This is a genomic window from Palleronia sp. THAF1 (assembly GCF_009363795.1).
Taxonomy (GTDB): Bacteria; Pseudomonadota; Alphaproteobacteria; order Rhodobacterales; family Rhodobacteraceae; genus Palleronia.
Map to the genome: position 1 here is coordinate 1,222,398 of NZ_CP045420.1, position 15,112 is coordinate 1,237,509.

A 15,112-nucleotide genomic window follows, 5' to 3' on the forward strand; every position below is an offset into this window, starting at 1 on the left:
AGCTAACAGGAGGGACAGCCATGCAAGCCGAACAACGCAGCGGGATGCGGATCAAGGATCGGGCCGAGTTCAAGTCGAAGCCGAAGCCCTTGACGATGAAGAAAGAGCAACTGGTCTCGGACGCCGTCGCCGCGATGTGCGAGAAGAACTACGGTTCCGTGATGATCGTGGATGACGCGGAAAAGGTGATCGGGGTCGTGACCGAGCGCGACATCATGCGCAAGATCGTGAACCAGAACCGCACCGCGCCAGAGACGAAGCTGGAAGAGATCATGACCGTAGAGCCGCGGCTGGCCCGCGAAGACGACGACGTGGTCGACTGGCTGCGCATCATGTCGAACGAGCGGTTCCGCCGTCTGCCGGTCGTAGATGCCGAGGGCAAAATCAAGGCCGTGTTCACCCAAGGTGACTTTGTCAGCTACACGTGGCCCGACCTGATGAACCAGGCAAGACAGATGGGCCGCGCGGCCATCACGCGCAACTTCCCGACCGTGCTGATCGGCGGCGGGATCATGTTGTATACGCTGATCATGATCATCGTGATCGCGGTGGTGCTCTAGCGTCGGATGATCACGCCCTCGGCTGGCTGAAGCGTGTCGAGGGCGGTCACATCGCGACCGGGGATCGTGGACAGAAGCGGCGTGCCGGTGATCGGCAGCGGCTGGTCCGTGTCGCTCATGTTCAACACGACGCCGATCCGCTCCCCATCGACACTGCGGGTGTAGGCCAGCACAGCCTCGTCTGCATGATCAAGGATCCAGTCGCCATGACGCAGGGCGGGGGTCTTGCGCCGCAGGTCGGTGAGAGCGCGCACCAGTGATAGCATGGACGCTGGGTCTTCTGACTGCTCGGCTGCCGATGGGACGGCGGACAACGGCAGGAACGGTGCGCCGGTGGTGAAACCGCGACCTTCGCCGTCGTCCCACGGCATCGGAATACGCACCGGATCGCGCCCAAGGCCAGAGCCGGGATTGTTGATCGCCCAAGGGTCTTGCAGCATGTCGTCGGGCACGGCCTCGTTCACCATCCCCAGTTCATCCCCCTGCCACAGGGTCGGCGTGCCGCGCAGCGTCAGCAGTAGCATTTGCGCCAACCGTGCCATGGGCAGGCCCACGCGGCCCGCGATGCGGGGGCGGTCATGGTTGCCCATCACCCAGTTGGGCCAACCGCCCTTCGGGATCAGCCCCTCGTAGTAGCGGATGTAATCGGCAAGGCGGCGGGGGTGCAGGTCGGCCTTGAGCAGCTCAAAGTTGAACGGCAGTTGGAAGCCGTCCAGCTGATCGCCGTAATACAGCATGATCTCGTCCAGATGACCGTAGGCCTCACCCACCAGCACGCGCCCGCCGTACTCCTCTGCCAGCTTGCGCATGGCGCGGACGTGGGGAAAGACGTCGGGCTGGTGCGAGGTGAAGGTGCGGAACAGCGCGCGGGCAGGCTCTGTGCCGTCCCAATCTGGGTTTGCCGGGTTGTCGCGCAGCTGCGCGTCAGGGGTCAGGTGTTCGACCGCATCGACGCGGAAGCCATCGACGCCACGCTTGTACCACACGCGCATGGCGTCGAGCATCGCGGCGGCCACGTCCGGGTTGCGCCAGTTCAGGGCAGGTTGCTGGCGGGCGTAGATGTGCAGGTAATACTGGCCGGTCGCTTCATCCATTGTCCACGCGGGGCCGCCGAATTCGCTAATCCAGTTGTTGGGTGGGCCACCATCCGCCGCGGGATCGGCCCAGATATACCAGTCGCGCTTGGCGGCGGTCTTGGAGGCGCGGGAGTCGATGAACCACGGATGCTCTTCCGAGGTGTGGGACGGCACGAAATCCAGCAGCACCTTCAGGCCGCGCGCGTGGGCGTCCTCTACCAGCGCGCCAAAATCCGAAAGCGTGCCGAAGATCGGTTCAATCCCAGTGTAGTCGCTGATGTCGTACCCGCCGTCCGCCATGGGTGAGGGGAAGATCGGGGAAATCCAGATCGCATCCACACCCAGCGCTTCCACGTAGTCCAGCCGCTGCCGGATGCCGTTCAGATCGCCGGTGCCGGACCCGGTCGAGTCCTGAAACGAGCGGGGGTAGATCTGGTAGATAATCCCGTCCTGCCACCAATCGCGCGTCGCCATACCGTACCCCTTGCTTGCCTCGGCCCTGATCCCGAGGACACCCCCGAACGTCAAGCCACTTTCCTTGTCCGTGCCGCGCGATAGATAGCGCGTCAGGGATATTTCATCGGAGACGAACATGGCAGTCGAGACCGCACCGGGGGCGCTTGATCCAATAGCGGCCGTGGCGCTTGTGGGCGCGCTGGGCGTCGGCGCGCAGTGGCTGGCGTGGCAGCTGCGGATGCCGGCCATCGTGTTGATGCTGGCCGTTGGGGTCTTGGCGGGGCCGGTCCTCGGCATCTTCGATCCGGCACGCGACATCGGCGAGTTCTATCTGCCGATGATCTCTATCGCGGTCGCGATCATCCTGTTCGAAGGCGGCCTAACTCTGAACTTCCACACCCTGCGGGACGCCGCGGATGGGGTGAAACGGCTTGTCTTCATCGGCGCGCCGCTCGGCTGGCTGCTGTCCACGCTGGCGCTGCGCTACGGCGCTGGCACCACGTGGGAAAGCGCCGCGGTTTTCGGTGGCATCATGATCGTCACCGGCCCCACGGTGATCGCACCGCTTCTGCGATCTGCGCGCTTGGCACGCCGTCCGGCGGCCTTGCTGCAATGGGAAGCGATCTTGAACGATCCCGTCGGCGCGCTTGCCGCTGTTCTGGCGCTGGAGGTCGTTATCGTCCTGCGCACCGCCGAACAGGTCGGCAGCGCGGTGTGGACGCTGGTGATCGGCATCGCATTGGCCACGGTGCTGGGTATCGCGGCGGGATATGCGCTGGCCTGGGCTTTCCGCAGGGCCAAGGTGCCTGAATTCATGAAAGTGCCGGTGTTGTTCGCCAGCGTCCTGGCCGTCTTCGCGGTATCGAACATGGTGCTGCACGAGTCCGGCCTGCTGGCCGTGACGGTCATGGGCATCGTCATCGCAAACGCGAACCTGCCGTCTTACGGAGAATTGCACCGCTTCAAAGAGCACGCGACGATCCTGCTGGTGTCCGGCGTGTTTATCCTGCTGGCCGCGTCGCTCGATTTCGCGGCGCTGTCGCAGCTCACGTGGCGGTCGGTGGTCTTCGTCATCATCGTGCTGAGTATCGTGCGCCCGGTGACGGTGATGCTGGCTTTGACCGCGACAAAACTGCCTTTGAAGGAGAAGCTTCTGGTCGCCACCACCGGTCCACGCGGTGTCGTGCTGGTCGCCGTCGCCGGTCTGTTTGGCAGCCGCCTTGCGGAACTAGGCGTCGAAGATGGCGCGCTGATCGGTCCGCTCGCCTTCATCTTGGTGGCCGCGTCGGTCGTTGTGCATGGCTTCACGCTGGCACCCGTGGCGAAGTGGCTGGGGCTGACGGCGGCAGAGACGCCGGGGGTGATCCTCGTCGGCGGTTCGCACTTCACCACGGGCTTGGCGCAGACGCTGAAGAAGGCCGAGATCCCGGTGCTCGTGACCGACCCGAACCGCGGGCACCTTCGTGGCGCGCGTGAGGCGGGGATCACCACGTTCTTCGGCGATATCCTGTCCGAAGGGGCCGAACTGCGCATCGAGCTGAACGGCTACAAGACCGTCGTCGCCGCGACAGACAACGACGCCTACAACACGCTGGTCGCCACCGACCTTGGCCCCGAGTTCGGGCGAGAGAATGTCTACCAAGTGGGCCGCGAGAAATCGACGAACGCGCGCCACGCGCTGCCATCGACGTTGGGTGGGCGCCACTTCGTCGGCGGAATGACCTACAACGCGTTGAACCGCCTGATGTGGCAGGACTGGGAGTTCCGCCTGACCCGCCTGACAGAAGAATACTCGAAGGCCGACTGGCGCGAAAAACGGCCAGAGGCGCATGTGCTGGCCTACATCGACACTGGCGGAGAGATCCACTTCGTCGAGGATGAAGAGGACGTGCCGGACGTGGCAGATACGCGTATCATTTCACTGCTGCCGGCCGAGCAGGACGATACTGCGAAGACCGTCGCCTGAGGGTGACGGTCTAGCGGCGCACGGCGCGGGCGTTGCGTGCACCCGTCACGGTGATGTCGCGGATACCGGCTAGTTCGCGCTCGGTTAGGCGGATCGCCACCGTCACTTCGCGAGAGCGTTGGGTGGACACGGGCGTCGGGCCTGGTGCCTCTTGCGCAACGAAAGCCAGCGTCAGACGTCCGGGCGTTTCGGTCGGGACGGGAACCAGATCGCCGTCCCAGTTGCCCTGACGCGCCGCCACACCGGTCGCACGGATGATCGCGCCGCCTGTTGTCTGGGCAACATCCAGTGTCAGGATCTGGTCGATCAACCCGCGGCTGTCGGCGAGTTCCGCGCCCTCGACTATGGTGGGGGCGACCGTGACCTCTTCGCTGCTTCGGAACAGGTTAAGCGGGTTCAACCGGCTGTCGGCCAGCCGTCCGCATCCCGCAACGCCCAGCGCCAGCACCAGTGCGATCCCGATCTTCGTCTTCATCTGCGTCATGGCCTGCCCCATCCGTCAAATCCCCGTGATTAGGGCCTAGCCGATACCGCCTGCGGTGAAAAGGCCGTGCGGGTTGCGAGCAGGGGCGCGCTTGCCTAATTCGGTTCTAATCAAGGAGACACCCATGGCCAGCCCCGCCTTCGAAGAGATCGCCGAGACGTTCGAGTTCCTGGACGATTGGGAAGACCGCTATCGCCACGTGATCGAGATGGGGCGCGCGATGGAGCCCTTGGACGACGGGCTGAAAGTCCCCGCCACCAAGGTCGACGGCTGTGCCAGCCAGGTCTGGCTGGTGCCGACAGTCGAGCAGGGGCGCTTTGCGTTTCAGGGCGACTCGGACGCGATGATCGTGAAAGGGCTGATCGCGATCCTGCACGCGCTTTACGCGGGCGAAGAGGTGAAGGACGTGCCGAAAATCGACGCCAGCGCCGAACTTGGGCGGCTTGGGCTGAACGATCACCTGTCGGCGCAACGCTCGAACGGCTTGCGCGCGATGATCGAGCGCATCCGCGCAACGGCGGCCGCGGCGCAGTAGGAGCGCGGCAGGATTGTCGAGGGGCTCTGCCCCTCGCGCCATAGGCGCTGTAGGACTGTAGAGGGGCTCTGCCCCTCGCGCCATAGGCGCGGCAGGATTGTAGAGGGGCGCTGCCCCTCGCGCCATAGGCGCGGCAGGACTGTAGAGGGGCGCTGCCCCTCGGCCTGCGGCCTTACCCCGAGGTATTTTCAGAACGATGAAGAGGCGGCGTCAGCTTTGACGCTCGGCCCAACCCGCGAAAGTCTTTTCCAGGTAGACCACGGCGTAATAAAGCACGATCCCCAGCACCGCGAGCGCGATCAGAACCGCGAACATCAACGGGTAGTTGCTATTTGTCTGCCCCGACAGGAACAGCGCGCCGAGGCCGCGCCCGTGGGGAGAGACGATTTCCACCAGATTGGTGCCGATGAAGGCTAGCGTGACCGATACCTTCAGCGCGCCGAAGAACTCCGGCAGGGTTTTGGGCAGCGCGATCTTGCGGAAGATGGTCATTTTTGATGCGCCCAAAGCGCCAAGAATGTCGCGATACTCCGGCTCTAGCGTGGACAAGCCGATGCCGACCGACACCGCGATGGGAAAGAAAGAGATCAGGGCGGCCATTAGCACCGTGTTGAAGTCGTGCTGGCCGATGAACAACAGCGCCAGAACCGGCACAAGCGTTGCCTTGGGAATGGCGTTGAAGCCCACAAGCAGCGGGTAAAGGCCATCGCGGGCGGTGCGCGAAAAGCCCATGACCATGCCCAGCGCAAGACCCGCGACGACAGCGATCAGAAGGCCGACGACCGTGCGCCACAGCGTTTGCCATCCGCCGATCAGGAACAGCTCCCAAAAGCGGATGTAGGCGGCAGGTAGGTCAGAGGGCGACGCCATGACGAAGTTGGGCCAGTCGTTGATCCAGACCAGCGCCTCCCAGAAGGCGAGGAACAACAGTAGGGCCGTGACGGGAACGGCGATGGCGCGCATACGGTCGCTCATGCCGCGTCCCTCCCTTGGGCGATCTTGATCTGGTCGCGCAGGATATGCAGCATCTTGCCGGTCTTTTCGGTGTAAAGGACGTCGAGGTCGCGGTCAGCGGGCAGGTCCACGTCCAGCACGTATTGGGTGCGGGCAGGGCGGCCTGACAAAACGATGACCTGATCCCCGAGGAAGACGCTTTCGCGCAGGTCGTGGGTGATGAGAACGGCGGTGAACGGCTCTGCCGCCTTCAGCGCGCGCATGGTCTGCCACAGGTCTTCGCGGGTGAAATTATCCAGCGCGCCGAAGGGTTCGTCCATGATCAGCACGTCGGGTTTGTGCACGATGGACCGGCAGAGCGACGCGCGCTGACGCATACCGCCCGACAACTCAGAGGGGCGCTTGGCTTCGAAACCCTCCAGCCCAACCATGCTCAGCAATTCTTCGGCGCGGGCGACCCGGTCCTTGCGGGACATCTTCGGCGCGACGATCTCGAGGGGAAGGATCACGTTGTCGAGGATGCTGCGCCATTCCAGCAGGACGGGGTTCTGGAAGGCCATCCCGACCGTTTTGCGGGGCGAGGTGACGCGCGTGCCGTCCAGCCAGACTTCGCCCGCATCGGGTTTCATCAAGCCCGCAACAAGGCGCGTGAGCGTGGACTTTCCGCAGCCGGAAGGACCGACGACAGCGGCGAAGCTGCCCTTGGGCACTTCCACATCCAGCCCGTCCAGCACCGGCAAGGGGCCTGCCTTTGTGGCGTAGGCGTGACGGACCTGTCTGATGGAGATGAAGTCTTTCATTCGGTGTGCGCCCCTTTGATGTGCGTCGCCCGGCAGCACGCCGTGCTGCCCCTCGTTGTCCGAGGGGCAGACTGCTTCCTAGTTCAGCATCCGCGCTTCGGCGTCCGGCAGGTAGCTGTTGTCGAACACGTCTTCGGGCGTCGGGACGGTCTGGAACTCGTAGACCGTCTGCGTCTGCTCGATGGCGCTGGCCATGCGGTCGGCGTCGACGCCACCCAGACCGTTCTCGGCCACGTAGTCGGTCAGCACATTCGCATCGATCGCCATCAGCAACCGGCGTTTTTCCAGATCGGCGTCGGCGGCGGGGTTGCGCTTGAGCAGGGCTTCGATGGCGGCATCGGGATCGTCCATAGCCGCCTGCCAGCCCATCGCGATGGCGGTCAGAAAGCCGGTCACGGCCTCTGGGTTCGCCTCGGCGAAGTCTGTGTTCACGATGATCGCGTTGCCGTAGAGATCCACGCCGTTGTCTGCCATCAGGATCACCGAGATATCCTCGGGATCGACGCCAAGACGTTCCAGATTAAGCGTGGACGAGAACGAGAAGCCTGTGACCGATGCAACCTCTCCTTGCGCCAGCATCGGCTCGCGCGTGGGGAAGCCGACGGGCTCTACCGTGATGGCATCCATGTCCAAGTCGTTGGCGGCGGCGAAGATCGGGAACTGTGCCCAAGCGCCATCGGGCGGCGGGGCGCCCAGCACCTTGCCCTCCAGGTCGGACGGCGCTTCGACGCCCAGCGACTTGCGGCCCACGATGGCGAAGGGGGGCTTGTCGTAGATCATCATGACGGCGGCGACGGGGGCGTCAGGGTTCTGATCCTTGAAGCGCATCAGCGAGTTGATGTCGGCGAAGCCCACCGGGAACGCGCCGGTGGCGACCTTCGGGATCGCATCCAGCGAGCCTGCGCCCTCGGTGATCGAGACATTCAGATCCTGATCCGAGAACAGCCCCTGATCGACGGCCAGCGTGTAGGGTGCGGCAGGGCCTTCGAACTTCCAGTCCAGCGCGAAGGGCATGTCTGTCTGTGCGGTGGCGGCGGTCGCGCCAAAGGCCATCAGCCCGGCCAGCGCATATGTGATCTTCATTGGTGTCTCTCCCGGTTCTGCGATGCGGGAAGATGGCGGGATGTTCCGCCGATCTTCAAATCGAAGGGGCGGTCTTGTGCCGCTTGCCGTCAGGAAGCCGGATCGACATGCAAGAGTCGAGAGATTCGATGAAAATTTTGGCAGAAGCCGATTCAGCGGGCGGCTTTCTCGTCGATCCCGGACCGGCCTTCGCGCCGGGCGAGCTCAGCCTCGATGTCGTCAAGGCTCACATCCTGTGCCGCGCACATGACCAGCAGGTGATAAATTACATCGGCGGCTTCGGACGTCAGCCGCGTCCGGTCGCCCTTGACCGCTTCGATAATCGCCTCGACCGCTTCCTCGCCGAATTTCTCGGCGCATTTCTCGGGGCCTTTCGCCAGTAGCTTGGCCGTCCAGCTTGTGTCCGGGTCCGCGCCCTTGCGGGTTTCGATGGTGGCCGCAAGGCGGGATAGGGCGGTCATGCCAGCCTCATGGGGATACCGGCAGCCGCCATATGAGCCTTCGCCTCGCCGATGGTGAAGTCGCCGAAGTGGAAGATGGAGGCGGCCAGCACCGCCGATGCGCCCCCCTCGATCACACCATCGACCAAGTGATCCAATGTGCCGACCCCGCCAGAGGCGATCACGGGCACCGACACCGCATCGCTGATCGCGCGGGTCAGGGGCAGGTTGAAGCCCGCCCGCGTGCCGTCGCGGTCCATACTGGTCAGTAAGATTTCTCCAGCCCCTTTGGCCACGACCGTCCGCGCGAACTCTACAGCGTCGATGCCCGTTTCGCGACGCCCGCCGTGGGTGAAAATCTCCCACCGGCCCGGCGCGACGCCTTTCGCGTCGATGGCCACCACGATGCACTGGCTGCCGAAGCGTTCCGCCGCCTCGGACACCACATCGGGGCGGGCAACGGCGGCGGAGTTGAACGATACCTTGTCGGCGCCCGCCAGCAGCAGGTCGCGCACATCGTCAGCCGTGCGTACACCACCGCCGATTGTCAGCGGCATGAAGCAGTGTTCCGCCGTGCGGCGCACCAGATCGAACATCGTGCCACGGTTTTCGTGGGTGGCGTGGATGTCAAGGAAGCACAGCTCGTCCGCGCCGGCCGCATCGTAGGCGATGGCGGCTTCCACCGGATCGCCAGCGTCGCGCAGGTCAACGAAATTCACGCCTTTGACCACGCGCCCGTCGGCCACGTCAAGGCAGGGGATGATGCGTGTCTTCAGCATGGGCAATCCTTTCGGGTGTCCAGATGCCCCACGCGGGCCAGCGGCGCAAGGGAACCCGCGCGCCCGCCAAAGGTTGGCCGGTAAATGGAGGATCACATGAACCGCACAATTCTAGCCACCGCCCTTGCCCTGACCGCCGCCCCGGCCCTGGCCGAAATCGAACGGATGGAGGCGCAAGGCTCTGTCGATGACGCGTTCTCGCGTCTCGAAAACGCCGTTGAAAGCGCAGGCGCCACTATTTTCGCCACCGTCGATCACGGCTCGGGCGCCGCCGATGCCGGGATGGAGCTGAACGCGTCCAAGCTTCTGATCTTCGGCAATCCGCAATTGGGCACGCCCGTGATGCAGGAAGACATGCTGGCTGGTCTGGTCCTGCCGTTGAAGATGCTGGTCTATTCCGACGGCGATCAGACCTACGTCGCCTATGAAGAGATCGAAGAAAGCCTCGACGATCTGGACGTGGATGACGACCTGGAGGTTCTGGAGAAGATCGAAGGCGCCTTGCAGAACTTTGCAACCGCAGCCGTAGGCAACTAGGTCCGCGCAGGGCCGGTCGAGCCGCGTTCGACCACCCGGCAGGCCAGCTCGACCCGTTTGGCGGGCTGGTCGGGTTTGGCAACCGTATCGCGCAGCAGGTCCAAGGCCACCGCGCCCAATTCGGCCATCGGGATTTCGACAGCTGACAGCGGCGGCGATTGCAACGCGCATTGCGGCATCCCGTCGAAGCCCATCACGCTGACATCGCCGGGCACGTTTATTCCAATCCGCGACAGCGCCATCAACGCGCCCACCGCCAGACTGTCGCCCGCCGCCAAAAGGGCGGTGGCGTCGCGTCCGCCCGTGAACCACTCCGTCACCGCCTGCGCCGCAAGGGCGGGCACCCAGTCCGACACCTCTATTATCGTATCCGGCACCAGGCCCGCGATCTCCATCCGCTCGCGCCACCCAGCCCGCCGCCGTGCGATGGTGCGCCGATCGCCACAGGTCAGGAACGCGATCCTGCGATGCCCCAGCGCGATCAGCCGATCCGTCGCCCGCGCCGCGGCGATGGAATTGTTCGGCGCGGCAGAAGAGAGTTGCATCTCGGGATCGTCCGCGTTGACGAGCACGCAGGGCAGGCCGGTCGCCCGCATCTCGGCGATCTGGTCATCACCGGGAGACAGCAGCAGGTAGCCCATCGCATCGTCGTCTGGTCGGATCGCATCAATGAGCCGCCCATCGGCTGCGCGCAATTCCAGCGTCAGATCGTGCAGCGCCGCGCGGGCGCGCAGGCCCTCCAGCACATGCAGGGTGAACTGGCTGCGGGCGGCGTCGGTCATTGCGGCTTGCCCGGCGATCAGGATCGCTTTGCGACCGGCCATCGCCAAAGGCAGGGGATAGCCCAGCGTCACGGCAGCGGCGTGGATCTTGTCGCGTAGATCGGGGCGCACGCCGGGCCGTTTCGCCAGCGCCCGGCTGACCGTCGCAGCCGACACGCCGCAATGGCGCGCAAGGTCGTCCAGCGTGATCCGGCGTTTTTCCATGTAAACCGACCTGCAAGAATCTTACGTCTTGCGCAAGGCGAGGGCCGGGATCAGCGTGCAAGGGCGGAGGAACCGATGAACGTCAAGACTACCCTGTCCCCCACGCTAAACCAGCTTGTCGCCGGTCTGACCGGGCTGCGCCATGAAGGTCAGTTCGACGAGCCGAACCTTGACGGGACAGCGGGCGATTACATCAGTTTCGATGGATGGGAATGGCCGCAGGGCGTTGGCCTGTTCGGTCTGGCGAAGCTGTGGCTTGCGACCGGTGATGACAGGTTGCGCGACGTGCTGGAAGGCTATTACGCAAAGTGGCTGGAACGCGGTCTTCCCGAGCGGAACGTCAACACTACGGCCCCCATGCTTGCCCTATCGATCCTGTGGCGCGAGAATCAGGATGATCGCTGGCAGCCCGCTATGGACGATTGGGCCAATTGGCTGATGCGTGACGCCCCCCGCACGCAGGAAGGCGGCTTCCAGCATGACGTATCCGACAAGATCAACGACGGAGAGTTGTGGGACGACACGCTCTACATGGTTGCCCTGTTTCTGGCGTCCTACGGCGACTCCTCTGGCCGCCGCGATCTGGTGGACGAGGCCGAGCGTCAGTTCCTGGTCCATACACGCCACCTGTCCGACCCCGAAACAGGTCTTTGGTTCCACGGCTGGACCTTCCATGGCCGTCACAACTTCGCCCGTGCCCTATGGGCGCGCGGCAATGCTTGGGTGACGGCGGGGCTGGTTGACCTGCCGGAACTGTGCCGGCTGTCGCCCTCGGTCTCTGCTTATCTGCAGGACGTGCTCACGACCCAGATCGCGGCGCTGTTGCCGATGCAAACCGAAGATGGCGCGTGGCGGACCCTGCTGGACGATCCGAGTTCCTACGAGGAAACGAGCGCCACGGCGGGCATCGCCTATGGGCTGATGAAGGCGGCACGGCTGGGACTTGCGGGCCGCGATGCCGCGCAGGCCGGACGGCGCGGCGCGGCCTACGTCGAGCGCCAGATCGACGCGGCGGGCGTTGTCGGCGGCGTGTCCTACGGCACGCGCATGGGCCACGATCTGCAATTCTACCGCGACATTCCCATCCAGCCCACCGGCTACGGCCAGGCGCTGGCGATACTCTGTCTGACCGAGGCGATGCACCCATGACCACAACCTGGACCACCCGCTACGGCGCGTCGCCTGCGCAGATCGACGGCATGTCGACCGACGCGCTGCGCTCCGAATTCCTGATGCCCGCGCTGTGGGCCAACGGCGAAGCGCGCCTCGTCTACACCCACGTTGACCGGATGGTCGTGGCGGGCATCTGCCCCGATGACGCCCCGATCCAGATCGGCGACGGCACAGAGGTCGGCACCGATCATCTGTTCCAGGCGCGTGAGGGTGGCATCGCCAACCTTGGCGACAAGCCGGGCACCGTGACCGTGGATGGCGAAGCGTTCAATCTTGCGCCCCGCGATATCATTTACGTCGGGCGTGGCGCGCAGGACGTCGCACTGTCGGGGCAGGGCGCGCGCTTTTATTTGAACTCGGTGCCCGCCGGTGCCGATCACCCGAACCGCCTGATCACCAAGGCCGAGTCCAAGCCCGTCACGATGGGCGACGAAGCAAAGTCCAACAAGCGCACCCTGCGCATGTATATCCACCCCGAAGTCTCGCCCTCGTGCCTGCTGCTGATGGGGATCACCGACCCCGCGCCCGGCAGCATCTGGAATACCATGCCACCCCACACGCACGAACGCCGGATGGAGGCGTATTTCTACTTCGACATGTCCGACGAAGACCGCGTCATGCACTTCATGGGCAAGCCCGACTGCACACGCCACATGGTCGTGGCGGCGGGTGTCGGCGTGCTGTCCCCCGCCTGGTCCATTCACATGGGCGCGGGCACTGGCCCCTACGCCTTCGTCTGGGGCATGACGGGAGAGAACCAAGTCTATCAGGAAATGTCGCCCGTCGCCGTGAAGGACCTGAAGTGACCCATCTGACCCGTCCATTGGTCCATGGCGCACCCGTCACCCTGTGGCGGCACTCGGATGTGACCGAGCAACCATGGGACGTGGCCGAGCGCCCCAAGGAGGGCGAGATGGATCCGTTCTTCTTCATGACGAAAGAGCGCAACTTCATCCCGCACGAATACCCCTGCCGCACCGAGTTCGCCGAACGCTACCGGGGCGCCGCGGTCGAGGAGCGCGCGACGGGCTCGGCGGATCGCAACTGGCTGGGCTTCGGCTCGCCCCGGTTGGATCTGTCTGGCTTTTGGTTCCGCGCGACCCGGATCGCGGCGCGTGCGGAAGTTCTGCTGATCGCGGATCGTGCCGGACGGGCGACGCTGCGGCTGGCCACCTGTGGCGGCGCTGTGCTGCGGGTGAATGGCGCGCCCGTGCTGTCGATGTCCGACTACCGACGCAACTTCGAGACGGAGGCGGAGGTCTTCGTCGACCTGGACGAAGGCGAAAACCGCGTCGTTCTATTCTTCGATGATCTGGCCGAGCGCGATACGCGGTTCTATGCGCAACTGACCTACGTAGACGGCCCGGACGCCGCGCAAGCCATCGAAGCGCCACAGGCCGCTGCGCAGATCGAGGCGCTTCTGGGTGAGATGCACTTCGAGCGCGTCGCCCATGATGGCGGTCCGCTGACGATCCTGCTGCCGCGACCAACCTCCGTGCCGCTGACTGCCGACGTGCGTATTGCGGGTGACTTCATGTCCCACGATACCGCACCCCAGCGGCGCGCAACGCTGGCAGCGGGGGCGGACCGGATCGAATTGGGCGACGCGTCAGACCTGCCCGCAGACTTCCGTCACGTGGAGGTGACGCTAGAGACCGACGGCTTTGCCGCCACGCGCGTTTTGGGCACCGAGATTTCGCACGCCACCGCCCAAGGCCCCGCCCCGACAGGCGAAGCGGCCCGCATCGCCGAGGCGCTGGCCCATGTGGCACAGCATGGCGAGGCAGACACCGTCGCAGCCCTTGCACGGCTTGCCACCGGCGATGGCGGCGCGAGCACCCGCGCGATGATCGAGGCCAGCTTGCCGCGGATCGACGCCTGCTGGGATTGCGCCGATTTCGCTCTGGTCCCGCTGATCGTGGGCCGCACGCTGTACCCAGAACTGCTGGGCGATCTGGCCGACCGCATCGACCAGACGATCCAAGGCTACCGATACTGGATGGACGAACCGGGCAACGACGTGCAGTGGTATTTCTCTGAAAACCACGCGCTGCTGTTCCACACCGCCGCTCACCTTGGGGGCGCGCTGCTGCCTGATGCAACCTTCCGCCGTTCCGGTCGCTCCGGCGCGGAGCAATCACGGATTGGAGCCGAACGCCTGCGCGCCTGGTTCGATCATTTCGAGCAGTGGGAGATGGCGGAATTTAACTCCTCTCCCTACTTCCCCATCGACCTGAAGGGTCTGACTGCGATCCATGCGTGCTCGCCCGACGCCGCGCTGCGTAACCGCGCCGCCAAGGGCATCGCGCGGCTGATCGAGTTGGTCGCGAACAGCGCACACAATGGCATCCTGACGGCAGCGCAGGGGCGCAGCTACGAGCATTCCTTGCGCGCCACATGTACCGCCGAACTGTCCGCCATCGGGCGGATGCTTTGGGGCACCGGCAGCTACGGCGCGCGGTTCCATGCTTTGCCCGGCCTGGCCATCTGCATCCGCGACCGTGGGCTGGTGCTGCCTGATCTGACCGACCGCGCCACGTGGGACCGCGACGACGCGCAGGAGTGGACGTTCGCGCAAGGCGAAGGCCGGATCGCGAAGCTGTATCATCACAAGACACGCGATCACGCGATGGGGTCTACGGCGGCCTACCGCTGGGGCGATTGGGGATACCAGGAAACGCTGATCCATCTGCGCATGGGCACCGATCCCAATGCACAGGTCTGGATCAACCACCCCGGAGAGGTCATCCATTCGGGCTACGGTCGCCCATCTTACTGGGGCGGATCGGCCAGTGTGCCGCGCGTCCAGCAGTATCGCGATCTGGCTCTCGTCCGGTTCAATGGGCACCCCAGCCAACCGGATTTCACCCATGCATGGTTTCCCCGCGCGGCCTTCGACGCCAGCCGCGTGCAGGGCGATATGGCTCTCGCGCAGGCCGGGGGGGCGCAACTGATGCTGAAAGCCTCCGGCGCGCTGGAAGAGATGATCCAAGGCCCCACCGCCGGAACCGAACTGCGGCTTGCCGGTCGGGACGGGTGGTGGCTTGTGCGGTTGGGTTCTACGCGCCAGCATGGCGACAGATTCGCCAAGCGCTTCGAAGGGCTTGCACCGATCGAACAGGCAGACGGCACCATAGCTCTGGACGATCCTGACTATGGAGCTGTCCGCTTTCATCCCTCTGGCCGGATCGACGCCGAGGGAAGACAGATCGACCCCGCATCGTTTACCGTTGTGGGAGAGCGTCGGACCCTGCCGCTGAACGGGCAGGATTGACGTCAACCG

General features: G+C 64.8%; 15 protein-coding genes. 7 read left to right on the forward strand and 8 right to left on the reverse strand.

Annotated elements, in window-relative coordinates; all coding sequences use genetic code 11:
• Window positions 1-20: 20 nt before the first annotated feature.
• Window positions 21-560 carry a CBS domain-containing protein gene (locus tag FIU81_RS06160; protein WP_124112688.1) on the forward strand — a complete coding sequence of 180 codons (540 nt, stop codon included), beginning with the start codon at window positions 21-23 and terminating at the stop codon, window positions 558-560.
• Here FIU81_RS06160 and FIU81_RS06165 read toward each other — a convergent pair.
• Window positions 557-2,110 carry an alpha-amylase family glycosyl hydrolase gene (locus FIU81_RS06165; RefSeq protein WP_124112908.1) on the reverse strand — a complete coding sequence of 518 codons (1,554 nt, stop codon included), beginning with the start codon at window positions 2,108-2,110 and terminating at the stop codon, window positions 557-559. The two genes, FIU81_RS06160 and FIU81_RS06165, sit on opposite strands and share 4 nt — an antisense overlap.
• A 118-nt stretch (window positions 2,111-2,228) precedes the next feature.
• Between FIU81_RS06165 and FIU81_RS06170 the strand changes: the two genes are divergently transcribed.
• Window positions 2,229-4,058 (forward strand): cation:proton antiporter, encoded by a 1,830-nt coding sequence (locus tag FIU81_RS06170; RefSeq protein WP_124112689.1) that lies wholly within the window; start codon window positions 2,229-2,231, stop codon window positions 4,056-4,058.
• A 10-nt stretch (window positions 4,059-4,068) separates the two neighbouring features.
• Here FIU81_RS06170 and FIU81_RS06175 read toward each other — a convergent pair whose 3' ends face one another.
• The gene (locus FIU81_RS06175) at window positions 4,069-4,542 is read right to left on the reverse strand and encodes a hypothetical protein (protein ID WP_124112690.1); all 474 of its coding nucleotides are present in this window, start codon (window positions 4,540-4,542) and stop codon (window positions 4,069-4,071) included.
• 124 nt (window positions 4,543-4,666) lie between these two features.
• Between FIU81_RS06175 and FIU81_RS06180 the strand changes: the two genes are divergently transcribed.
• Complete coding sequence (locus tag FIU81_RS06180) at window positions 4,667-5,077, forward strand: SufE family protein (RefSeq protein ID WP_124112691.1); 411 nt, start codon at window positions 4,667-4,669, stop codon at window positions 5,075-5,077.
• 210 nt (window positions 5,078-5,287) lie between these two features.
• Here the strand turns inward: FIU81_RS06180 and FIU81_RS06185 are convergent, their stop codons facing one another.
• The 5 genes from FIU81_RS06185 to hisF form a co-directional block, all read right to left on the reverse strand.
• Window positions 5,288-6,052 carry an ABC transporter permease gene (locus tag FIU81_RS06185; RefSeq protein ID WP_124112692.1) on the reverse strand — a complete coding sequence of 255 codons (765 nt, stop codon included), beginning with the start codon at window positions 6,050-6,052 and terminating at the stop codon, window positions 5,288-5,290.
• Entirely contained in the window at window positions 6,049-6,831 is a 783-nt protein-coding gene (locus FIU81_RS06190; protein ID WP_124112693.1) for an ABC transporter ATP-binding protein, read from the reverse strand. Before FIU81_RS06190 ends, FIU81_RS06185 begins: the two co-directional genes overlap by 4 nt.
• Before the next feature lie 78 nt (window positions 6,832-6,909).
• Window positions 6,910-7,914, reverse strand: coding sequence for an ABC transporter substrate-binding protein (locus FIU81_RS06195; RefSeq protein ID WP_124112694.1), 1,005 nt, complete (start codon window positions 7,912-7,914; stop codon window positions 6,910-6,912).
• A 152-nt stretch (window positions 7,915-8,066) separates the two neighbouring features.
• Window positions 8,067-8,375 carry a phosphoribosyl-ATP diphosphatase gene (locus tag FIU81_RS06200; protein WP_124112695.1) on the reverse strand — a complete coding sequence of 103 codons (309 nt, stop codon included), beginning with the start codon at window positions 8,373-8,375 and terminating at the stop codon, window positions 8,067-8,069.
• Window positions 8,372-9,133, reverse strand: a complete 762-nt coding sequence (hisF, locus tag FIU81_RS06205; RefSeq protein ID WP_124112696.1) for an imidazole glycerol phosphate synthase subunit HisF — start codon at window positions 9,131-9,133, stop codon at window positions 8,372-8,374. Before hisF ends, FIU81_RS06200 begins: the two co-directional genes overlap by 4 nt.
• A 96-nt stretch (window positions 9,134-9,229) precedes the next feature.
• Here hisF and FIU81_RS06210 point away from each other — a divergent pair, with 96 nt between their 5' ends.
• On the forward strand, window positions 9,230-9,670 hold the full coding sequence (locus FIU81_RS06210) for a DUF302 domain-containing protein (protein WP_124112697.1): 441 nt from the start codon (window positions 9,230-9,232) through the stop codon (window positions 9,668-9,670).
• On the opposite strand, the gene FIU81_RS06215 is transcribed toward FIU81_RS06210, so the two are convergent.
• Window positions 9,667-10,656 carry a LacI family DNA-binding transcriptional regulator gene (locus FIU81_RS06215; RefSeq protein WP_124112698.1) on the reverse strand — a complete coding sequence of 330 codons (990 nt, stop codon included), beginning with the start codon at window positions 10,654-10,656 and terminating at the stop codon, window positions 9,667-9,669. The genes FIU81_RS06210 and FIU81_RS06215 overlap by 4 nt on opposite strands.
• 75 nt (window positions 10,657-10,731) lie before the next feature.
• Between FIU81_RS06215 and FIU81_RS06220 the strand changes: the two genes are divergently transcribed.
• The 3 genes from FIU81_RS06220 to FIU81_RS06230 are packed head-to-tail and all read left to right on the forward strand — an operon-like array spanning window position 10,732 to window position 15,103.
• Complete coding sequence (locus FIU81_RS06220; RefSeq protein WP_124112699.1) at window positions 10,732-11,805, forward strand: glycoside hydrolase family 105 protein; 1,074 nt, start codon at window positions 10,732-10,734, stop codon at window positions 11,803-11,805.
• Window positions 11,802-12,635 (forward strand): 5-dehydro-4-deoxy-D-glucuronate isomerase, encoded by an 834-nt coding sequence (gene kduI / locus FIU81_RS06225; protein ID WP_124112700.1) that lies wholly within the window; start codon window positions 11,802-11,804, stop codon window positions 12,633-12,635. Before FIU81_RS06220 ends, kduI begins: the two co-directional genes overlap by 4 nt.
• Window positions 12,632-15,103 (forward strand): hypothetical protein, encoded by a 2,472-nt coding sequence (locus FIU81_RS06230; RefSeq protein ID WP_124112701.1) that lies wholly within the window; start codon window positions 12,632-12,634, stop codon window positions 15,101-15,103. Before kduI ends, FIU81_RS06230 begins: the two co-directional genes overlap by 4 nt.
• Window positions 15,104-15,112: the final 9 nt, after the last annotated feature.

Bases quoted from the DNA above. Each gene is read 5' to 3' on its own strand.
- FIU81_RS06160 (WP_124112688.1), top strand. From the start codon at position 21: ATGCAAGCCGAACAACGCAGCGGGATGCGGATCAAGGATCGGGCCGAG.
- FIU81_RS06165 (WP_124112908.1), bottom strand. From the start codon at position 2,110: ATGGCGACGCGCGATTGGTGGCAGGACGGGATTATCTACCAGATCTAC.
- FIU81_RS06170 (WP_124112689.1), top strand. From the start codon at position 2,229: ATGGCAGTCGAGACCGCACCGGGGGCGCTTGATCCAATAGCGGCCGTG.
- FIU81_RS06175 (WP_124112690.1), bottom strand. From the start codon at position 4,542: ATGACGCAGATGAAGACGAAGATCGGGATCGCACTGGTGCTGGCGCTG.
- FIU81_RS06180 (WP_124112691.1), top strand. From the start codon at position 4,667: ATGGCCAGCCCCGCCTTCGAAGAGATCGCCGAGACGTTCGAGTTCCTG.
- FIU81_RS06185 (WP_124112692.1), bottom strand. From the start codon at position 6,052: ATGAGCGACCGTATGCGCGCCATCGCCGTTCCCGTCACGGCCCTACTG.
- FIU81_RS06190 (WP_124112693.1), bottom strand. From the start codon at position 6,831: ATGAAAGACTTCATCTCCATCAGACAGGTCCGTCACGCCTACGCCACA.
- FIU81_RS06195 (WP_124112694.1), bottom strand. From the start codon at position 7,914: ATGAAGATCACATATGCGCTGGCCGGGCTGATGGCCTTTGGCGCGACC.
- FIU81_RS06200 (WP_124112695.1), bottom strand. From the start codon at position 8,375: ATGACCGCCCTATCCCGCCTTGCGGCCACCATCGAAACCCGCAAGGGC.
- hisF (WP_124112696.1), bottom strand. From the start codon at position 9,133: ATGCTGAAGACACGCATCATCCCCTGCCTTGACGTGGCCGACGGGCGC.
- FIU81_RS06210 (WP_124112697.1), top strand. From the start codon at position 9,230: ATGAACCGCACAATTCTAGCCACCGCCCTTGCCCTGACCGCCGCCCCG.
- FIU81_RS06215 (WP_124112698.1), bottom strand. From the start codon at position 10,656: ATGGAAAAACGCCGGATCACGCTGGACGACCTTGCGCGCCATTGCGGC.
- FIU81_RS06220 (WP_124112699.1), top strand. From the start codon at position 10,732: ATGAACGTCAAGACTACCCTGTCCCCCACGCTAAACCAGCTTGTCGCC.
- kduI (WP_124112700.1), top strand. From the start codon at position 11,802: ATGACCACAACCTGGACCACCCGCTACGGCGCGTCGCCTGCGCAGATC.